The organism is Streptomyces sp. Ru72 (assembly GCF_002920635.1).
Classification (GTDB): Bacteria; Actinomycetota; Actinomycetes; order Streptomycetales; family Streptomycetaceae; genus Streptomyces.
Genome location: NZ_PQSR01000059.1, coordinates 16,100 through 34,940, shown reverse-complemented (window position 1 = coordinate 34,940; position 18,841 = coordinate 16,100). Strand labels below are relative to the sequence as shown.

The following is an 18,841-nucleotide window of genomic DNA, read 5'->3' as shown; positions in this document are numbered from 1 at the left end:
CTTCGACTACTTCATTAGCTTACCTAACTCTTGACGTTTTCTTGACGCTTCCGGCCGCGTGATCGAACTCCAGTCCGGGCTGGTTCCCGACTCCGCGTCAAGGCGGACCGGGCCCTGCGCCTATGGTTGCTCCAGCGCTCAGTAGAAAGCACAGCCCGCCCTGCCGCTCGTGTTAGGACAGCAAGGACAGCGATGCCCCCCAACACCACCGCCTCTTCCGGCCAGAAGCCCGGCAAGTCCGGCAGGAAGAAGGGGCGCAGAGCCCGACTGATCGTGATCGTCCTGGTTGTGGCCCTTGTGGGAGGTTTCGGATACGGCGGCTACTGGTCCGTCAGCACCGTGCGCGCCTCCTTTCCGCAGACCAAGGGGACGATCACGCTCGAGGGCCTGTCGGGTCCCGTCGACGTCAAGCGCGACGGCTACGGGATCCCGCAGATCTACGCGTCCTCCGACGAGGACCTGTTCATGGCGCAGGGATACGTCCAGGCGCAGGACCGGTTCTACGAGATGGACGTGCGCCGCCACATGACGTCCGGACGCCTGTCCGAGATGTTCGGCAAGAGCCAGGTCAAGAACGACGAGTTCCTGCGCACCCTGGGCTGGGACCGGGTGGCGCAGAAGGAGTACGACACCAAGCTGTCGGCCTCCACCAAGAAGTACCTCCAGGCGTACGCCAAGGGAGTCAACGCCTACCTGAAGGGCAAGGACGGCAAGGAGATCTCCCTCGAGTACGCGGCCCTGGACCTGACCAACGACTACAAACCCCAGCCGTGGACCCCGGTCGACTCCGTCTCCTGGCTGAAGGCGATGGCCTGGGACCTGCGCGGCAACATGCAGGACGAGATCGACCGCTCCCTGATGACCAGCCGACTGGGCCCCAAGCAGATCGCGGACCTGTACCCGGAGTACCCGTACAGCCGCAACAAGCCGATCGTCCAGGAGGGCGAGTACAACGCCCTCGCCAAGGCGTTCGAGCAGGGCGACTCGACGGGCACCACGGGTACGGCGGGCTCGAAGGGTGCGACGGGCACGACGGGTACGCGGTCGACGACCGGGACGTCGGGCTCCACGTCGACCCCGACCTCGGCCTCCTCGGCATCTCTGCGCAGCCAGCTCGAGGGCCTCACGAACGTCCTGGCCGACGTCCCGACCGCCGTCGGCGTGAACGGCCACGGCATCGGCTCCAACTCCTGGGTCGTCGCCGGCAGCCACACCATCACCGGCAAGCCGCTGCTCGCCAACGACCCGCACCTTTCGGCCTCGCTGCCGTCGGTCTGGTACCAGATGGGCCTGCACTGCACGGTCGTCTCCAGCAAGTGCGGCTACGACGTCACCGGCTACACCTTCGCCGGCATGCCCGGCGTGATAATCGGCCACAACCAGAACATCGCCTGGGGCATGACCAACTCCGGCGTCGACGTCACCGACCTCTACCTGGAGAAGCTCTCCGGCGACGGCTACCTGAGGGACGGCAAGGTCGTGCCGTTCACCACCCGCACCGAGACGATCAAGGTGGCGGGCGGCGACTCGAAGAAGATCGTCGTCCGTGAGACGAACAACGGCCCGCTGTTGTCCGACCGCGACGACGAACTCGTCAACGTCGGCAAGAAGGCCACCGTCGACACCCTGGCCCCCGACCGCGCCGACGGCTACGGAGTCGCCCTGCGCTGGACCGCGCTGGACCCCGGCACCACCATGGACGCCGTCTTCCAGATCGACAAGGCGTCGAACTGGTCCGAGTTCCGCCAGGCGGCCCGCTCCTTCGACGTGCCCTCGCAGAACCTGATCTACGCCGACACCCAGGGCAACATCGGCTACCAGCTGCCCGGAAAGATCCCCACGCGCGCAAAGGGCGACGACGGTTCGATCCCGGCGCCCGGCTGGGACTCCAAGTACGACTGGACCGGCTACATCCCGCAGGCCGCGCTGCCCTACGAGTTCGACCCCGAGCGCGGCTACATCGTCACCGCCAACCAGGCCGTGATCGACAAGGACAAGTACCCCTACACGCTCACCACGGACTGGGGCTACGGCTCGCGCAGCCAGCGGATCACCGACCTGATCGAGTCGAAGATCAAGGGCGGCGGCAAGATCTCGACCGACGACATGCGGCAGATGCAGCTCGACAACAGCAGCGAGATCGCCAAGCTGCTGGTGCCCAAGCTGCTGAAGATCGATGTCTCGGACAAGCACGTCCGCGCGGCGCAGAAGCTGCTGGAGGGCTGGGACTACACCCAGGACTCCGACTCGGCGGCGGCCGCGTACTTCAACGCGGTCTGGCGCAACATCCTCAAGCTCGCCTTCGGCAACAAGCTGCCCAAGGAGCTGCGGGTCAAGGGCCAGTGCCTGTGGGTGGAGCCCGCCGACTCCACCGGCCCCGCCGACGAGGACCGCAAGGTGCGCGAGTGCGGCCAGCGCGAGGCGGACCAGGCGCAGCCGGACGGCGGCGACCGCTGGTTCGAGGTGGTGCGCAACATCGTCGACGACGAGAAGAACGACTGGTGGCAGGCGCCCGCGACGCGCACCGACCCGGCCACGACGACGCGTGACGAGCTGTTCGGGCGCGCCATGAAGGACGCGACCTGGGAGCTGGTCGCCAAGCTCGGCAAGGACATGGACACCTGGAGCTGGGGCCGGCTGCACCGCCTGTTCCTGAAGAACCAGACCCTGGGCACCGACGGCCCGCGCATACTGCAGTACATGCTCAACCGCGGCCCCTGGAAGCTGGACGGCGGCGAGGCGACCGTGAACGCCACCGGCTGGAACGCGGCGGGCGGCTACAACGCCCTGTGGGTGCCGTCGATGCGGATGGTGGTCAACCTGGCCGACCTCGACAAGTCCAAGTGGATCAACCTCAGCGGTGCCTCGGGCCACGCCTACAGCGCCCACTACACCGACCAGACGGAGAAGTGGGTCAAGGGCGAGCTGCTGCCGTGGAACTTCTCGAAGGACGCGGTGGACAAGAGCACGACCGACACGCTGGTGCTCAAGCCCTGACGGGCGCCGCACCGTGAGAACGGCCCTCCACGCGCGCGTGGAGGGCCGTTCTCCGTATACGCGGCTCTCAGGGCCGACGGTGGAAGCGGCGTACGCCGGACGGGGTCACCACAGCGTGCACCGGGCGGTCGTGCTCCTCTTCGGGGACCCGCTCGACGATCTCCCGGTCGTACAGGAGCACGACGAGGGCGGGGTCGGTGCCCGCGCGCTCCAGGCGGGCCAGCACACGGTCGTAGGAGCCGCCGCCGCGCCCGAGGCGCATGCCGCGGGCGTCGACCGCCAGCCCGGGCAGCAGTACGGCGTCGGCCTCCCGGACGGCCTCCGGGCCCAGGCGCTCGCCGGCTGGTTCCAGGAGGGCCATCCGCCCGCCGTGCCGCACGCTCACCAGGGACTCCGGCCCGGCGTACGTCCCCCAGTCGAGGTCGTTGTCCGGCATGAGCACCGGGAGCAGTACGCGCACGCCCCGCGCGCGCAGCGCGTCCAGAAGCGCGAGTGTGCCGGGTTCGCTGCCCACGGAGACGTACGCGGCCACCGTGCGCGCGTGCGCCAGCTCGGGCAGCTCCAGGGCCCGTTGGGCCAGCGCCGTCGCCGCTTCCCGCACGTCATCGGCGGTCAATCCGCTCCTCACCGCGAGGAAGCCTCGCCGCAACATTCGCTTGCCAGGATCTGCCTGATGTTCCATGGGACCCACAGGTCGGTGGCCTCCTCGTTCACAATGCGCTCATATGAGAGCGAATTAACCGAAGCCACAGTTTCCGCACATACCCACCGGATATCGTTGCGGACATGACTCAGTCGCACGCCAGGATCACCAAGGCTGTCATTCCCGCTGCCGGCCTCGGCACCCGGTTCCTGCCGGCAACCAAGGCCACGCCCAAGGAGATGCTGCCGGTCGTCGACAAGCCCGCGATCCAGTACGTGGTCGAGGAAGCCGTGTCCGCGGGGCTCGACGACGTCCTGATGGTCACCGGCCGCAACAAGCGCCCCCTCGAGGACCACTTCGACCGCAACTACGAGCTCGAGTCGGCCCTGGAGAAGAAGGGCGACGCCGAGCGGCTCGCCAAGGTCCAGGAGTCCAGTGACCTCGCCACCATGCACTACGTCCGCCAGGGCGACCCCAAGGGCCTCGGCCACGCCGTCCTGTGCGCCGCCCCGCACGTCGGCCGGGAGCCGTTCGCGGTCCTCCTCGGCGACGACCTGATCGACCCGCGCGACCCGCTGCTCAAGCGCATGATCGAGGTCCAGGAGCAGCACGGCGGCAGTGTCGTCGCGCTCATGGAGGTCGCGCCCGAGCAGATCCACCTCTACGGCTGCGCGGCCGTCGAGGCCACCGAGGACGGCGACGTCGTCCAGGTGACCGGCCTGATCGAGAAGCCGGACCCGGCGGACGCCCCGTCGAACTACGCCGTCATCGGCCGCTACGTCCTCGACCCGCGCATCTTCGACATCCTGCGCAAGACCGAGCCGGGCCGCAGCAACGAGATCCAGCTCACCGACGCCCTCCAGCAGCTCGCCGAGGACGAGAAGGCCGGCGGCCCGGTGCACGGCGTGGTCTTCAAGGGCCGCCGCTATGACACCGGCGACCGTGGCGACTACCTGCGTGCCATTGTCAGACTCGCATGCGAACGTGAAGACCTGGGCCCTGGCTTCAGGACCTGGCTTCGCAGCTTCGTAGCCGAGGAGATGTAGCGATTTGAGCGCCGCCGCGACCCGCACCACCGGCCAGGACCGCCTGTGGTCGGTGGACGAACACATGGAGGACATCCTCACCACCGTCCGCCCCCTGGAGCCGATCGAGCTGAACCTGCTCGACGCGCAGGACTGCGTCCTGGTCGACGACGTCACGGTGCCCCTGTCACTGCCGCCGTTCGACAACAGCTCCATGGACGGGTACGCGGTGCGGGTCGCGGACGTCGCGGGGGCGAGCGAGGAGTTCCCGGCCGTCCTCACGGTGATCGGCGACGTCGCGGCGGGCGCGGCCGGCCTGCTGCACGTCGGGCCCGGTCAGGCCGCGCGCATCATGACCGGCGCCCCGCTGCCGCCCGGCGCCGAGGCCGTCGTCCCCGTGGAGTGGACCGACGGCGGGCTGGGCGGCGGCCCCGTCTCCGGGATGCGCGCCCGCAGTCTCGCGCCCGAGGGGGCCGCTGGGCAGGTGCGCGTCCACCGCCCTGCCGAGGCACGCGCGCACGTGCGCGCCGAGGGCAGCGACGTCCGGGCCGGCGACCTCGCCCTGGCGGCCGGCACCGTCCTCGGGCCGCCGCAGATCGCGCTGCTCGCCGCGATCGGCCGCGGCACGGTACGCGTGCGCCCGCGCCCGCGCGTGGTCGTCCTGTCCACCGGGAGCGAACTCGTCCAGCCCGACGAGGAACTGGCGGCCGGCCAGATCTACGACTCCAACAGCTTCGCGCTCACCGCCGCCGCCCGGGACGCCGGCGCCATCGCCTACCGGGTCGGCGCGGTCGCCGACGACGCGGACACACTGCGCTCCACCATCGAGGACCAGCTCGTCCGGGCCGACCTCATGGTCACCACCGGCGGGGTGAGCGTGGGCGCGTACGACGTCGTCAAGGAGGCGCTGTCCTCCGTCGGCGACGCGGACGAGGCGGGCGGCGGCGTCGAGTTCCGCAAGCTCGCCATGCAGCCCGGCAAGCCCCAGGGCTTCGGTTCCATCGGCCCGGACCACACGCCGCTGCTCGCGCTGCCGGGCAACCCGGTGTCGTCGTACGTCTCCTTCGAGCTGTTCGTACGCCCGGCGATCCGCACCCTGATGGGCCTGCCGGACGTGCACCGCCCGCGGGCCAGAGCCGTACTGAAGGCGGACAAGGCGCTGACGTCGCCCGTGGGCCGCCGGCAGTTCCTGCGCGGCACGTACGCCGACGGCACGGTGACCCCGGTGGGCGGCGCGGGCTCCCACCTGATCGCCGCCCTCGCCCAGGCGGACGCCCTGATCGTGGTCCCCGAGGACGACACATCCATCGAGCCGGGCACGGAGGTCGAGGTGGTCCTGCTCCGCTGACGGCGGGCACCCCGACTGTCCGGGTTCGGAGGCTTCGCCCGGTCGGGCAGCCCTGTCCGACCGGTCCGGTCGCGTCCCCGTATCCGGTCCGTGGACCTTGGTCGGCTGATCCTGCCCACTTGGCGGTACCGTGTCGCGCACAGCAGGCCCGCGTGCCGGGCCAGGACCGGGAGTGCCGCAGCACATGAGTTCGCAGGACAGACTGACCCATATCGATGACGCGGGGGCGGCCCGCATGGTCGACGTCTCAGGGAAGGACGTCACCGAGCGCACCGCGCGCGCCAGCGGCCGTGTGCTGGTCTCACCGCGCGTGATCGAACTGCTGCGCGGTGAGGGCGTCCCCAAGGGCGACGCGCTGGCCACCGCGCGCATCGCGGGCATCATGGGCGCCAAGCGCACCCCGGACCTCATTCCCTTGTGCCACCCGCTCGCGGTGTCGGGTGTGAAGCTGGATCTGTCGGTATCGGACGACGCCGTGGAGATCACGGCCACGGTGAAGACCACCGACCGTACGGGTGTCGAGATGGAGGCGCTCACCGCGGTCAGTGTCGCGGCGCTCACCGTGATCGACATGGTCAAGGCGGTCGACAAGACGGCGGTGATCACGGACGTGCGTGTGGAGGAGAAGACGGGCGGGAAGTCGGGCGACTGGAGCCGGGCATGACGGCACCGGTCGAGCCGCCGATCGGCGGTGCCCTTCTGGCGCCGTACGCGGCCCTGGTCGTGACCGCGTCGAACCGCGCGGCCGCGGGCGTGTACGAGGACAAGGGCGGTCCCCTGATCGCGGAGGCGCTCACCCGCTTCGGTTTCGCGGTCGACGGCCCATGGGTCGTCCCGGACGGCGACCCGGTGGAGAACGCATTGCGGACGGGCTCGCGCGCCGGCTACGACGTGATCGTGACCACGGGGGGCACCGGCATATCCCCGACCGACCGCACCCCCGAGGCGACCCGCGCGGTGATCGACTACGAGGTTCCGGGCATTCCCGAGGCCATCAGGGCGTTCGGAAGGGAGAAGGTGCCCACGGCGGCGCTCTCCCGAGGACTGGCCGGAGTCGCCGACGGGACGCTGATCGTCAACCTGCCGGGGTCCACCGGCGGGGTGCGGGACGGACTGGCCGTCCTGGAGCCCCTGTTGGTCCACGCCGTCGACCAGATCCGCGGCGGGGACCACCCCCGGGCCGACGCCGGCGGGTCCGCGGTCCACCAGGACCGCCCCGGACCGAGTGGGGGTGCGAGCTGAACAGCCCGTCCTGGCCCGTCGAGCTGGTGGACGGCGATGTCGTCCTCCGGCCGATACGGCTGCGCGACCAGCGGCCCTGGCGCGAGGTCAACCGGCGCAACCGGGAGTGGCTGCGGCCGTGGGAGGCGACCATTCCGCCGCCCGCGCCCGGTGGCCCTACAGCGCACCGGCCGACCTACCGGCAGATGGTCCGGCACCTGCGCGCCGAGGCCAGGGCGGGCCGGATGCTGCCCTTCGTCATCGAGTACCAGGGTCGCCTGGTGGGGCAGTTGACGGTGGCCGGGATCACCTGGGGCTCGATGTGCTCCGGGCACGTCGGCTACTGGGTGGACGAGGCGGTCGCGGGCCGCGGGGTGATGCCGACGGCCGTGGCCCTCGTCGTGGACCACTGCTTCCGCGCCGTCGGGCTGCACCGCATCGAGGTCTGCATTCGCCCCGAGAACGGTCCGAGCCGCCGGGTCGTGGAGAAACTGGGATTCCGTGAGGAAGGGCTCCGGCCGCGTTATCTGCACATCGACGGGGCCTGGCGGGACCACCTGGTCTTCGCCCTCACCGCGGAAGAGGTGCCCGAGGGGCTACTGGCGCGCTGGCACCGAGCACGCTCTCAGCACGCCCACCGCCATCCCGGGAAATAAAAAGCATGTTCGAATTTGATCGGGTGGCGATCGTCTCGCGTTCGTCTGGGGCAATGAATTAGCGGCCCCGTCGATCTGCTGATCGCATCCGTCCCAAAAAAAGTTCGAAATATCAGCCAGATCGTGCGACACACCGGCTCAATTGGCAGATGGCCTCACGCAAACCCCTCTACCGTGTGAGGCGTGAGCAGCAGCGGCCTCATCTACGCAGTCATTGTCGGGGCCTGGGCCGCCTACTTGGTGCCGATGTGGCTCCGTAGGCAGGACGAGCTGAACGAGTCTCGTCCGACGGAACGCTTCAGCACCGCCATCCGGCTGCTGTCCGGACGGGCGGGCATGGAGCGCCGATACGCCAAGGACCTGCGGGCGCGCTCCGCCGAAGAGGGGGAGCCCGGCGCGCAGCCGGACGGTGTCACCGGCTCGGTGGACGTCCGGTCCTTCGCCATGCCCCCGACCGAGCGGCAGCCGCGGGCGCGGGTGGAGGCGGAGCCGGAGGGCCGGCCCCGGCGTGAGCGGGGAGAGCCGCGCGCGGCCGAGCCGGATGCCCCCGGACCGGTGCCCCGGGCGCGCAAGGTCTCCTCGGCCGAGGCCGTGGCGCGCGCCCGGCGCTCGAAGGTGCTCGCGCGCCGACGGCGTACGACCGTGATGCTCTTCCTCGCTTTCACGCTCGGTGCGATCGTGGCCGCGGTCGGCGGGCTCGCGTTCCTGTGGGCGCCGGGTGTACCGGCCGTGCTGCTGAGCGCGTACATCGCGTATCTGCGGGCGCAGGAGCGCAAGCGGTTCACGTACACGATGGACCGGCGGCGGGCCGAGGCGGCGGCGCAGCGGCTGCGGGAGCGGCAGCCCAGACGGCGGCCGCAGGCCGACTCCGAGGCGGACGAGGCGGAGGACGGCCCCGAGCCGGAGAGCGACCCCGGGCTGTCCGCACTGGCCGCCGACCGACGCGCGCTCGTGGAGCAGACGGACCACGCGGAGTGGGTGGACCAGCAGCGGGAGCGGCAGCGCAGACCGGGACACGGGGAGAGCTGGGACCCGGTGCCGGTGCCGCTGCCGACGTATGTGACCGCGCCGGTCGCTCCGCGGGCGACTCCGAGTGTCGACCTGGGGACCCCGGACGCGTGGAGCTCGGCACGGTCGAGCACGGCGGAGGCCGCGCCCTCGGCGGGCGGCGGGGAGCCGGCGTCGGGGGCGGAGCCGGGGCAGCGGGCGGAGCCCTCGGACGGTGCCGACCGGAGTGATGCCCGGCGGGCGGCGTCGGCCCGGCGGTCGCGGGAGCGGGGACGGACCCCGCTGTTCGACCAGTACGAGGAGGGGGAGCGGCCCCGGGCCGCGAACGAGTAGGGGCGGGTGACGGCACGATTGCCCGCAGCCGGGGCGGCTCTGGAACGGATTTCCTGACCAGCCGATGGGGATGCTAGAGTTTCACTCGTTGCAAGGGCCTGTGGCGCAGTCCGGTAGCGCACCTCGTTCGCATCGAGGGGGCCAGGGGTTCAAATCCCCTCAGGTCCACGCAGCATGGAGGCCCGCCCCCCCGCAAGGGGGGCGGGCCTCTTGCCATGCCCGCCCCGGCTTTCGCGCCGCGGCGTTCCCAACTCCGCCCGGTGGTCACCCCGAAGCGGTGATCCCGAAGGGAAGGGCCGGAAAACCGCGAGGGTTCCCCGGCCCCTTTCTCGTGCCACTGGCGAGCCGCGCCCGACGCCTACAGCGGCTTCGCGAAACACAGGCTCGATTCGTAGAAGCGGTAGTAGCCGAACTTCGCGCACGGCTCGTAGCCGCTGGACGTGTACAGGGCCACCGCCTCCGGCTGCTTGGTGCCCGTCTCCAGAACCATGCGGGTACGGCCGGCCGCGCGGGCGTCGTCCTCCAAGGCGGCGAGGACGCGGCGGGCCAGGCCCCGGCCGCGCATCTCCTCGATGACGAACATCCGCTTGAGTTCGGCGTCCCCGTCCTCGTATCCCTCGTCGTTCTTCTCCTGCGAGCGCCAGCCGCCCGTGGCCACGGGACGGTCCTGCTCGTCGTACGCGATCAGGTAGAGCCCGGCCGGCGGTACGAACATCGCCGGGTCCAGGTACGTCGCGTCGCCACCGTCGCCGTAGCGAACGTGGTACTCGGCCTGGACCAGGTCGTTGAGCTTGACGGCGTCGGGGTGGTCGAAGGAGGCACGGCGAATATTCACGCCGGAAAGCGTACATCTATACGAATACCGCCGATGGGGGCGTGCCCGCCTGCCGGTATCGTTCCCGGGTGCTCACTGTGACCTCCGTGAACGTCAACGGGATCCGTGCCGCCGCGAAGAAGGGCTTCGTGGAGTGGCTCGACGGTACCTCCGCCGATGTGCTGTGCCTCCAGGAGGTGCGCGCCGAGCCGGGGCAGATCCCCGAGGGTGTCCGGGCGCCCGACGGCTGGCACGTCGTGCACGCCCCGGCCGCCGCCAAGGGCCGCGCGGGGGTGGCGCTCTACACGCGGCGCGAGCCCGACCGGGTGCGGATCGGGTTCGGGTCGGCCGAGTTCGACGGCAGCGGGCGGTATGTCGAGGCCGATCTGCCCGGTGTCACCGTCGCCAGCCTGTACCTGCCCTCGGGTGAGGTCGGGACCGAACGGCAGGACGAGAAGGTCCGGTTCATGACCGAGTTCCTCGGCTACCTCAAGGAGTTGCGGGAGCGGTCCGCCGCCGAGGGGCGCGAGGTCGTCGTCTGCGGCGACTGGAACATCGCCCACCGCGAGGCCGACCTGAAGAACTGGCGCGGCAACCGGAACAACTCCGGCTTCCTGCCCGAGGAACGCGAGTGGCTGGGGCGGGTCTTCGAACCCGAGGACGGCGGGTACGTCGACGTGGTCCGGGCGCTGCATCCGGACACCGAGGGGCCGTACACCTGGTGGTCCTACCGCGGGCGGGCCTTCGACAACGACACGGGATGGCGCATCGACTACGAGGTCGCCACGCCGGGTCTCGCCGCCAGGGCGGTCAAGGCGTACGTGGAGCGCGCGGCAACGCACACCGCACGCTGGTCGGACCACGCCCCGGTGACGGTGGTCTACGACCTCTGATCCCCCAGCAGTCGCCGGTCCAGCGCCAGTGACAGTTCCGCCTCCACCACGCTCTTCGCGAGGGGGCGCAGGCGTTGGGCGTCCTCCGGCGTGCGGCGGTGGGCGGTCATCATGTCCGCGAAGACCTCCGCCAGGGCCTCCGCGTGTTCGCGGACGCGGCGGGCGGCGGCCAGGACGTCCGCCAGGGGGATGCCCTCGCGGACCAGGGCGGCCGAGACGTCCAGCAGCCGGCGGCTGACGTGCACGATCTCGCCGCCGTCCGTGCCGAGGTAGCCCAGTTCGAGTGCGGCGGAGAGGTTCTCGGGTGTCGCCTGGTCGCCGAAGACGTCGGCCAGCGCCTCCGGGGTGAGCCGGACGGGGGTCTCCTCGCTGGGTGCGCCGAGGCCGAGCAACTCGCCGACGTCGCGGCCGTGGTCGAAGGCCTCCGCGAGCTCCGCGATGCCGCTGAGGGTGTGGCCGCGCTCCAGGAGCGCGGAGATCGTCCGCAGCCGGGCCAGGTGCGTGTCGTCGTACCAGGCGATACGGCCCTCGCGGCGCGGCGGGTGGATCAGCTTGCGCTCGCGGTAGAAGCGCAGGGTGCGCACCGTGATGCCGGCCTTCCTGGCCAGCTCCTCCATGCGGTACTCGTGCCGCTCCCCGTTGCCTGCCACGCCCGAACCCTACGTCGTACCGCCGGTAACTTTCGTCGTCGCACCCCTACCCATCGGTACGGCCGCTGTCCTACCCTCCCGATTGCGCCAGTGTTCACTGGCAGAGTCTGGCGGACCGGGAGGCTGCGGGATGGCCGAGCACGAGCATGTACGGGTGGCGGTGATCGGAACCGGGTTCGGTGGCCTCGGTGCCGCAGTGCGGCTGCGCCGGGAGGGGATCACCGACTTCGTGGTCCTGGAACGGGCGGACTCGGTGGGCGGCGCGTGGCGCGACAACACCTACCCGGGCTGTGCCTGCGACGTCCCCTCCCACCTGTACTCGTTCTCCTTCGCGCCCCACCCCGACTGGCCGCGCACCTTCTCCGGTCAGGAGCACATCCGCGCCTACCTGGAGCATGTGGCGGACGTCTTCGGGCTGCGCCCGCACCTGCGCTTCCGTAGCGAGGTGAAGCTGATGACCTGGGATGCCGCGAAGCTGCGCTGGGACATCGAGACCAGCAGCGGATCGCTCACCGCGGACGTCGTCGTCTCCGCCACCGGCCCGCTCTCCGACCCGAAGATCCCGGACATCCCCGGCCTCGACTCCTTCCCCGGCGCTGTCTTCCACTCCGCCCGCTGGGACCACGACCAGGACCTGCGCGGCAAGCGGGTCGCCATGGTCGGCACCGGGGCCTCCGCGATCCAGATCGTGCCGGCCATCCAGCCCGACGTCGCCGAACTCGTCCTCTTCCAGCGCACCCCACCGTGGGTGCTGCCCCGTGTCGACCGCGCGATCAGCGGCCCGGAACGGGCACTGCACCGCGCGCTGCCCGCCACCGCGCGGCTGCGCCGCGGACTGCTGTGGGGGATACGGGAGTTGCAGGTCCAGGCGTTCACCAAGCACCCGAACGAGCTGGGCCTCGTCGAGCGGCTGGCCAAGGCCAACATGGCCCGCGCCATCAAGGACCCGGCCCTGCGCGCCAGGCTGACCCCCGACTACCGCATCGGCTGCAAGCGGATCCTGCTCTCCAGCGACTACTACCCGGCCCTGGCGCAGCCGAATGTGGACGTCGTCGCGAGCGGCCTCGCCGAGGTCCGGGGCCGGGCGGTCGTCGCCGCGGACGGCACCGAGGCCGAGGTCGACGTGATCGTCTTCGGCACCGGGTTCCATGTGACGGACATGCCGATCGCCGATCGGGTCGTCGGCGTCGACGGCAGGACGCTCGCGGAGACCTGGAGGGGCGGGATGCAGGCCCTGCGCGGGGCCTCGGCCGCCGGGTTCCCCAACTGGATGACGATCATCGGACCCAACACCGGGCTCGGGAACTCCTCGATGATCCTGGTGATCGAGTCCCAGCTGAACTACATGGCCGACTTCCTGCGGCAGTTGGAGGTCCTGGGCGGCCGGGTCGCGCTCGACGCCCGCCCGGGTGCCGTCGCGGCCTGGAACCACAAGGTGCAGGAGCGTATGAAGCGCACGGTGTGGAACACCGGCGGCTGCACCAGTTGGTACCTCGACGCGGACGGCCGCAACACCACCATCTGGCCGGGTACGACGACGGAGTTCCGGGCGGCGACGCGGCGCGTGAACCTCGCGGAGTACGACGTGCTGCGGGCACCCGCCCGGCGGAGCGCGCAGGCCGAGGAACGCGTGGAGGCCGGCGCATGAGGCGCCCGACGCCGGTGGCCACGGGCCCCTACGCGTCCCCGGCCCCGGACCGTGAGCTGACGGTCCTCTCCGCCGACGGCGCCCGGTTGCACGTCGAGGTGCACGGAACCGAGGGCGCGCCCCCGGTGGTCCTCGTCCACGGCTGGACGTGCTCGACGGCGTTCTGGGCGGCGCAGATCCGGGACCTCGCCGCCGACCACCGGGTGATCGCCTACGACCAGCGGGGGCACGGGCGCAGCCCGGCGAGCCCCACCTGCTCCACGAAGGCGCTCGCCGACGATCTGGAAGCGGTGCTCGCCGCCACGCTCGCGCCGGGCGAGAGGGCCGTGGTCGTGGGCCACTCCATGGGCGGGATGACGGTGCTGGCCACCGCCGCACGCCCCCGCTTCCGGGCGCACACGGCGGCCGTCCTGTTGTGCAGCACGGGCAGCGGGCGCCTGGTGTCCGAGTCGCTGGTGGTGCCGATGCGCGCCGGGCGTCTGCGCACCCGGCTCACGGCACGCGTCCTCGGCTCGCGCGCCCCGCTCGGGCCGGTCACACCGGTGGCGCGGCGCATCCTCAAGTACGCCACCATGGGCGCCGCTGCGACGCCGGCCATGGTGGAGGCGTGCGCGCGGGTGGTGCACGCCTGTCCGCGCGAGGTGCGCCACGCCTGGTCGCGCGTGCTCGAACGGCTCGACCTGGAGGACCCCGTACGGGAGTTGACCGCACCGACGGCCGTCGTGGTCGGCACCGCCGACCGGCTCACCCCGCCGGTGCACGCGCGGGCGCTGGTCGCCGCGCTGCCCCACTGCGTGGACGGCGCGGAGCTGCCGGGGCTTGGCCATATGACACCCGTGGAGGCACCGGAGCTGATCAGCGGGAAGATCCGCGAACTCGTCACCGCCTACGCGGCGGACACACCGAACGAGCCGGTCAAGGAGGGCGCATGAGCAGGGTGAGCCTCGAGGGGCAGGTCGCCGTCGTCACCGGCGCGGCGCGGGGCGTGGGCGAACTGCTGGCCCGCAAGCTGTCGGCGCGCGGGGCCACGGTCGCGCTGGTCGGCCTGGAGGCGGACGCCCTCAAAGGGGTCGCGGAGCAGTTGTACGGGGACGGCGGGCACTGGTACGCCGACGTCACCGATCACGAGGCGATGACGCGGGTCGCACGGGAGGTCCAGCAGCGGTTCGGGAAGGTCGACATCGTGGTCGCCAACGCCGGTGTGGCCAACGGAGGGCCGTTCACCGAGTCCGACCCCGAGGCGTGGCGGCGGGTGATCGAGGTCAATCTGATCGGCTCCGTGGTGACGGCCCGCGCCTTCATGCCGGCGCTGACCGCGAGCCGGGGCTATCTCCTCCAGATCGCCTCGCTCGCGGCGATCACGCCGGCGCCGATGATGACGGCGTACTGCGCGTCCAAGTCGGGCGTGGAGGCCTACGCGCACAGTCTGCGTGCCGAGGTCGCGCACCGGGGCGTACGTGTCGGGATCGGGTATCTGTCCTGGACCGACACGGACATGGTCCGGGGCGCCGACCAGGACGAGGTGATGCGGGAGCTGCGGCAGCGGCTGCCGTGGCCGTCCAACAAGACGTATCCGCTGGGGCCCGCGGTGGACCGGCTGGTGGCCGGGATCGAGCGGCGGTCGAGCCATGTGTACGGGCAGGCGTGGCTGCGTGGCATGCAGGCGGTGCGCGGGTATCTGCCGGGAATCGTCGCGGCCGTGGGGCAGCGGGAGATGCGGCGGTTCGAGCCGCGGCTCAAGGGGGTGCGCACCGGGCTCGTCGGGGCCGGTGGTCAGGCCGATGAGCAGCGGCGGAGTACGCTCAGTAACTGATCGAAATGCGTGCTTTGTTCCTGCGTGTCAGTCTGGTCGAGCCCGATCCCCTCACCCACTTCGGGAGTGAACCCACATGGGTATGAAGGACAAGTCCGAGCAGATCAAGCAGCAGGCCAAGCAGAAGATGGAACAGGCCAAGCAGCAGGCGCAACAGCGCGGCCAGCAGGCTCAGCAGCAGGGCCAGCAGCGCGGCCGTCAGTCGCGGGACGAGGCGCAGCGCATGCAGGAGGAAGCGGAGGACCGCTACGACGCGGACCGCGACATGTAGTCACGCCTGGCTTCGGCCGCGGTGAGTGGGGTGCCCTTCCTTCTCAGAGGGCGCCCCACATGTGCGTGCCGAGTCACGGCCTCGGTGGGAGTTTCGGACGGGTCCTGTCCGGGACCTGGCTGTAGTCCGGTGGGGTCGCCGCCGGTTGGGTCTGAAGGAGGTTCAGGGCCACCTCGACCGCGTCCGCCAGTTGCCTGTGGCGGCCCTCGGCCCAGTCCACGGGGGTGCGCTCGATCTCCAGGTCCGGGGCGACACCCCGGTTCTCCACGGACCACCCGTACGCGTCGAACCACGCCGCGTTCATCGGCACCGTGATCACCGTGCCGTCGCCCAGGCGGTGACGGCCCGTCATGCCGACCACACCGCCCCAGGTACGCAGGCCCACCACCGGGCCGAGCTTCAGCAGTTTGAACGCGGCCGTGATCATGTCGCCGTCGGAGGACGTGGCCTCGTCGGCGAGTGCCACGATCGGTCCGCGCGGGGCGTTCGAGGTGTACGACACCGGCTGGGCGTTGCGTGTCAGGTCCCAGCCCAGGATGGCGTGCGTCAGCTTCTCGATGACGAGTTCGCTGATGTGACCGCCCGCGTTGCCCCGTACGTCCACGATGAGCGCCGGACGCGAGACCTCCTTCCTGAGGTCCCGGTTGAACTGTGCCCAGCCGGAGCCGCCCATGTCCGGGATGTGCAGGTAACCGCAGCGGCCGCCGCTCAACTCCCGTACGACCGCGCGGCGCTTGGCGACCCAGTCCTGGTAGCGCAGCGGCCGCTCGTCGACCAGCGGCACCACGGCCACACGCCGGGGTCCGCCCTCGCCGTCGGCGGGCAGGAACGTCAGCTCCACCGTCGTTCCGCCCGCCCCGGCAAGCAGCGGATACGGTCCCGTCACCGGGTCCACCGGCCGCCCGTCCACATGGGTCAGCACGGCGCCCTCACGGATGCCGGTGCCCGCGAGCGGCGAGCGCGCCTTGGAGTCCGACGACTCGCCCGGCAGGATCCGCTTCACCACCCAGCGCCCGTCGCGGCGCACGAAGTTGGTGCCCAGGAGGCCCTGGTAGCGCTGGTAGTGCGGCGGGCCCTCGTTGCGCCGGGCCGCCGCCACGTACGCGTGCGAGGTGCCCAGCTCGCCCAGCACCTCGCGCAGCAGGTCGGCGAACTCGTCCGGGGAGGCGACCCGTTCGACCAGCGGACGGTACTGCTCCAGGATCGCGTCCCAGTCGATCCCGCACATGTCCGGCTCCCAGAAGTAGGCCCGGATGAGCCGGCCCGCCTCCGCGTACGCCTGCCGCCACTCCGCGCCCGGGTCCACCTCGTGCATGATCCGGCGCGCGTCGATCCACACCGTCGTGTCGGAGTCGCCGGCCTCGGTCGACGGCACCGCCCGCAGGTCGCCCTCGTCGACGACCACCAGCCGCGTCCCGTCCCCGCTCACCGCGAACCAGTCCAGATGGCCGACCAGTTCGGACTTCTTCGCCTTGCCGAGGTTGAAGTGCTCCAGGGTGGGGCGGCCGGAGACGTCGTCCGGGTTGACGAAGGTCTCGCCCAGTGCGCCAGAGATCGGCCAGCGCAGCCACACCAGGCCGCCGCCCGCGACGGGACGCAGCTCCGAGTACTTCGAGGCCGCGACCGGGAACGGCGTGACCCGGTTCTCCAGCCCCTCGACCTCGACGGTCACCACGCCGCCGCCCTCCTCCTCTTCCTCCAGCGGGTCGAGACCGCCGGCCGCGGGCCGTCCCTCCGGGTTCAGCGCGAAGGGGGAGGGGGTCGCGGAGGACAGCGGGACCAGGTACGGGCGGCAGCCGAGCGGGAAGGACAGGTCGCCGGTGTGCACGTCGTACACCGGGTCGAAGCCGCGCCAGGACAGGAACGCCAGGTAGCGGCCGTCCCGGGTGAACACCGGGTTCTCGTCCTCGAACCGGTCGTCCGTGACGTCGATGATCAACCGGTCCTTTATCCGGGCCATCTTGATCTGCCTCAGCGACCGGCCCGTGCCCGGGTGCGACCACGTCAGCCACACGCCGTCCGGGGAGAACGCCAGGTCCCGTACCGGCCCGTTGTCCGAGCGGAGCAACTCGGTGACCACGTCCGCCGGTTCCTCGCCGCCGGACGCCTCGCCGCCGGGTTCCTCGTCGGCCACGGTGACGAGCAGCAGCCGTCCGTCGTTCGAGGCGATCGCGAGCCGTTCGCCCTGCGGGTCCGCCACCATCTCCAGGACCCGTCCCAGTCGCCCGGAGGCCAGCCGGCGCGGCTCGCGGTCGCCCGAGGCCCGCGGCAGATACGCGATCTCGATGGCGTCCTCGCCCTCGGCGTCCGTGACGTACGCGATCTGTCCGCCGGCGCCCAGCATCTCCGGCAGCCGGATGCGTACCCCGGGGGTGTCCGTGATCGTGCGCGCGGGGCCGTCCCGGTGCGTGAGCCAGTACAGGCTGCCGCGGACGACCACGGCGCTGGCCCGCCCGGTCTCGTCCACCGAGATCCCGTCCACGTGCTGCGCCGCCGGCACCTGGTACTTGCGGCGCCCGGCCCGCGGCCCGCCCAGGCGCACTTCAAGGCGGCGCGGGATCGAGTCGGGGGACAGGTCGTCGAGGATCCACAGGTCGCCCGCGCACTGGTACACGACCCGCGTGCCGTCGCTCGCGGCGTGGCGGGCGTAGAAGCTGTCGTGGTCGGTGTGGCGGCGCAGGTCGGAGCCGTCGTAGGCGCACGAGTACAGGTTGCCGATGCCCTCGTGGTCGGAGAGGAACGCGATCCGTCCGCCGACGAACATCGGTGAGTCCAGGTGGCCCTCGAGGTCGGCGAGCAGCCGCTGTCCGTGCAGCCACAGCCGGCCCATGGCGCCGCCGCGGTAGCGCTTCCAGGAGGCCGGTTCGTGCGGGGGTTTGCCGGTCAGCAGCAGCGTTCTGTGCTCGCCGTCGATGTCGGCCACCGCTATGTCGGAGACCGGGCCCCAGGGCAGCTTGCCGCCGGGGTCGCCGTCGGTCGGGACCTTGTAGGCGAAGGTGTAGTGCGAGAAGGGTTCGCCGTGCGAGGCGACGGCGAGGAGGTCGCCCTCCGGAGTCCAGCCGCACACCCGGGTGTCGACGCTGCCCCAGTAGGTCAGCCTCCGGCCGGGGCCGCCGTCCACCGGCGTCAGATGGATCTCCGGGACCAGGCTGCGCCAGCTCGTGTACGCGATGAACCGGCCGTCCGGCGAGAAGCGGGGATGCCCGATCTTCGTACGGTCCACGGTGAGCCGCCAGGCACGGCCGGAACCGTCCAGCGGAGCCGTCCACAGGTCGTCCTCTGCGGCGAAGCACAGGCGGTCGCCGTGCAGGTGAGGGAAGCGGAGGTAGCCGGGTGCCTTCTCGTTGTCGTACTCGTCGCGCGCTTCATTCACCTACCCATGTTTTGTCCGGCGACGGGGCGCGGCAACTCGTACGGAGGGTGTGCCGGCAGAGGCGTCGGCAGGCGCGTGACCGAGGACACGTACGAAACTGTTTCGTTTCGCTTTACGGCCGGGGTATCGTCATGACGTACGAAACAGT

Annotated in this window: 16 protein-coding genes and 1 tRNA gene; 13 read left to right on the top strand and 4 right to left on the bottom strand. The window is 71.1% G+C overall.

Going from position 1 to position 18,841, the window contains the following annotated elements:
• Positions 1–192: 192 nt before the first annotated feature.
• A complete protein-coding gene (locus C3488_RS24745) occupies positions 193–2,997 on the top strand; it encodes a penicillin acylase family protein (protein WP_103842919.1) in 2,805 nt (934 codons plus the stop codon).
• A 67-nt stretch (positions 2,998–3,064) separates the two neighbouring features.
• Here C3488_RS24745 and C3488_RS24740 read toward each other — a convergent pair whose 3' ends face one another.
• Positions 3,065–3,649, bottom strand: a complete 585-nt coding sequence (locus C3488_RS24740) for a 5-formyltetrahydrofolate cyclo-ligase (RefSeq protein WP_103842917.1) — start codon at positions 3,647–3,649, stop codon at positions 3,065–3,067.
• Between the two features lie 134 nt (positions 3,650–3,783).
• Between C3488_RS24740 and galU the strand changes: the two genes are divergently transcribed.
• The 7 genes from galU (at position 3,784) to C3488_RS24705 (ending at position 9,399) form a co-directional block, all read left to right on the top strand.
• Positions 3,784–4,686, top strand: a complete 903-nt coding sequence (gene galU / locus C3488_RS24735) for a UTP--glucose-1-phosphate uridylyltransferase GalU (RefSeq protein WP_103842915.1) — start codon at positions 3,784–3,786, stop codon at positions 4,684–4,686.
• A 4-nt stretch (positions 4,687–4,690) separates the two neighbouring features.
• Positions 4,691–6,013, top strand: coding sequence for a gephyrin-like molybdotransferase Glp (gene glp, locus C3488_RS24730; protein WP_103842913.1), 1,323 nt, complete (start codon positions 4,691–4,693; stop codon positions 6,011–6,013).
• Positions 6,014–6,197: 184 nt separating this feature from the next.
• On the top strand, positions 6,198–6,677 hold the full coding sequence (gene moaC / locus C3488_RS24725; RefSeq protein ID WP_103842948.1) for a cyclic pyranopterin monophosphate synthase MoaC: 480 nt from the start codon (positions 6,198–6,200) through the stop codon (positions 6,675–6,677).
• Entirely contained in the window at positions 6,674–7,255 is a 582-nt protein-coding gene (locus C3488_RS24720; RefSeq protein WP_103842911.1) for a molybdenum cofactor biosynthesis protein B, read from the top strand. The genes moaC and C3488_RS24720 overlap by 4 nt, the downstream gene beginning before the upstream one ends.
• A gap of 26 nt (positions 7,256–7,281) precedes the next feature.
• Positions 7,282–7,890, top strand: coding sequence for a GNAT family N-acetyltransferase (locus C3488_RS24715; RefSeq protein WP_103842909.1), 609 nt, complete (start codon positions 7,282–7,284; stop codon positions 7,888–7,890).
• Positions 7,891–8,073: 183 nt separating this feature from the next.
• Positions 8,074–9,231 carry a gephyrin-like molybdotransferase receptor GlpR gene (gene glpR / locus C3488_RS24710; protein WP_103842907.1) on the top strand — a complete coding sequence of 386 codons (1,158 nt, stop codon included), beginning with the start codon at positions 8,074–8,076 and terminating at the stop codon, positions 9,229–9,231.
• Positions 9,232–9,325: 94 nt separating this feature from the next.
• A tRNA-Ala gene (locus C3488_RS24705) sits at positions 9,326–9,399 on the top strand.
• Between the two features lie 190 nt (positions 9,400–9,589).
• On the opposite strand, the gene C3488_RS24700 is transcribed toward C3488_RS24705, so the two are convergent.
• On the bottom strand, positions 9,590–10,066 hold the full coding sequence (locus C3488_RS24700) for a GNAT family N-acetyltransferase (RefSeq protein WP_103842905.1): 477 nt from the start codon (positions 10,064–10,066) through the stop codon (positions 9,590–9,592).
• A gap of 77 nt (positions 10,067–10,143) precedes the next feature.
• Here C3488_RS24700 and C3488_RS24695 point away from each other — a divergent pair, with 77 nt between their 5' ends.
• Positions 10,144–10,938 carry an exodeoxyribonuclease III gene (locus C3488_RS24695; protein ID WP_103842903.1) on the top strand — a complete coding sequence of 265 codons (795 nt, stop codon included), beginning with the start codon at positions 10,144–10,146 and terminating at the stop codon, positions 10,936–10,938.
• On the opposite strand, the gene C3488_RS24690 is transcribed toward C3488_RS24695, so the two are convergent.
• Positions 10,926–11,555, bottom strand: coding sequence for a MerR family transcriptional regulator (locus tag C3488_RS24690; protein ID WP_103842946.1), 630 nt, complete (start codon positions 11,553–11,555; stop codon positions 10,926–10,928). The genes C3488_RS24695 and C3488_RS24690 overlap by 13 nt on opposite strands.
• 163 nt (positions 11,556–11,718) lie before the next feature.
• Between C3488_RS24690 and C3488_RS24685 the strand changes: the two genes are divergently transcribed.
• The 4 genes from C3488_RS24685 to C3488_RS24670 all read left to right on the top strand — a co-directional run bounded on the left by C3488_RS24685 (position 11,719) and on the right by C3488_RS24670 (position 15,320).
• The gene (locus C3488_RS24685; protein WP_103842901.1) at positions 11,719–13,236 is read left to right on the top strand and encodes an NAD(P)/FAD-dependent oxidoreductase; all 1,518 of its coding nucleotides are present in this window, start codon (positions 11,719–11,721) and stop codon (positions 13,234–13,236) included.
• Positions 13,233–14,168, top strand: a complete 936-nt coding sequence (locus tag C3488_RS24680) for an alpha/beta fold hydrolase (RefSeq protein ID WP_103842899.1) — start codon at positions 13,233–13,235, stop codon at positions 14,166–14,168. The genes C3488_RS24685 and C3488_RS24680 overlap by 4 nt, the downstream gene beginning before the upstream one ends.
• A complete protein-coding gene (locus tag C3488_RS24675; protein WP_103842897.1) occupies positions 14,165–15,049 on the top strand; it encodes an SDR family oxidoreductase in 885 nt (294 codons plus the stop codon). Before C3488_RS24680 ends, C3488_RS24675 begins: the two co-directional genes overlap by 4 nt.
• A gap of 76 nt (positions 15,050–15,125) precedes the next feature.
• The gene (locus C3488_RS24670; protein WP_103842895.1) at positions 15,126–15,320 is read left to right on the top strand and encodes a hypothetical protein; all 195 of its coding nucleotides are present in this window, start codon (positions 15,126–15,128) and stop codon (positions 15,318–15,320) included.
• Positions 15,321–15,393: 73 nt separating this feature from the next.
• On the opposite strand, the gene C3488_RS24665 is transcribed toward C3488_RS24670, so the two are convergent.
• Positions 15,394–18,693: a S41 family peptidase gene (locus C3488_RS24665; RefSeq protein WP_103842893.1), complete on the bottom strand. Its 3,300-nt coding sequence runs from the start codon at positions 18,691–18,693 to the stop codon at positions 15,394–15,396.
• Between the last annotated feature and the right edge of the window lie 148 nt (positions 18,694–18,841).

What these genes read in the sequence shown, in the direction of transcription:
- C3488_RS24675 (WP_103842897.1), top strand. Translation starts at nt 14,165, where the DNA reads ATGAGCAGGGTGAGCCTCGAGGGGCAGGTCGCCGTCGTCACCGGCGCG.
- C3488_RS24720 (WP_103842911.1), top strand. Translation starts at nt 6,674, where the DNA reads ATGACGGCACCGGTCGAGCCGCCGATCGGCGGTGCCCTTCTGGCGCCG.
- C3488_RS24685 (WP_103842901.1), top strand. Translation starts at nt 11,719, where the DNA reads ATGGCCGAGCACGAGCATGTACGGGTGGCGGTGATCGGAACCGGGTTC.
- C3488_RS24670 (WP_103842895.1), top strand. Translation starts at nt 15,126, where the DNA reads ATGGGTATGAAGGACAAGTCCGAGCAGATCAAGCAGCAGGCCAAGCAG.
- C3488_RS24690 (WP_103842946.1), bottom strand. Translation starts at nt 11,555, where the DNA reads ATGGAGGAGCTGGCCAGGAAGGCCGGCATCACGGTGCGCACCCTGCGC.
- C3488_RS24680 (WP_103842899.1), top strand. Translation starts at nt 13,233, where the DNA reads ATGAGGCGCCCGACGCCGGTGGCCACGGGCCCCTACGCGTCCCCGGCC.
- C3488_RS24745 (WP_103842919.1), top strand. Translation starts at nt 193, where the DNA reads ATGCCCCCCAACACCACCGCCTCTTCCGGCCAGAAGCCCGGCAAGTCC.
- galU (WP_103842915.1), top strand. Translation starts at nt 3,784, where the DNA reads ATGACTCAGTCGCACGCCAGGATCACCAAGGCTGTCATTCCCGCTGCC.
- moaC (WP_103842948.1), top strand. Translation starts at nt 6,198, where the DNA reads ATGAGTTCGCAGGACAGACTGACCCATATCGATGACGCGGGGGCGGCC.
- C3488_RS24740 (WP_103842917.1), bottom strand. Translation starts at nt 3,649, where the DNA reads ATGTTGCGGCGAGGCTTCCTCGCGGTGAGGAGCGGATTGACCGCCGAT.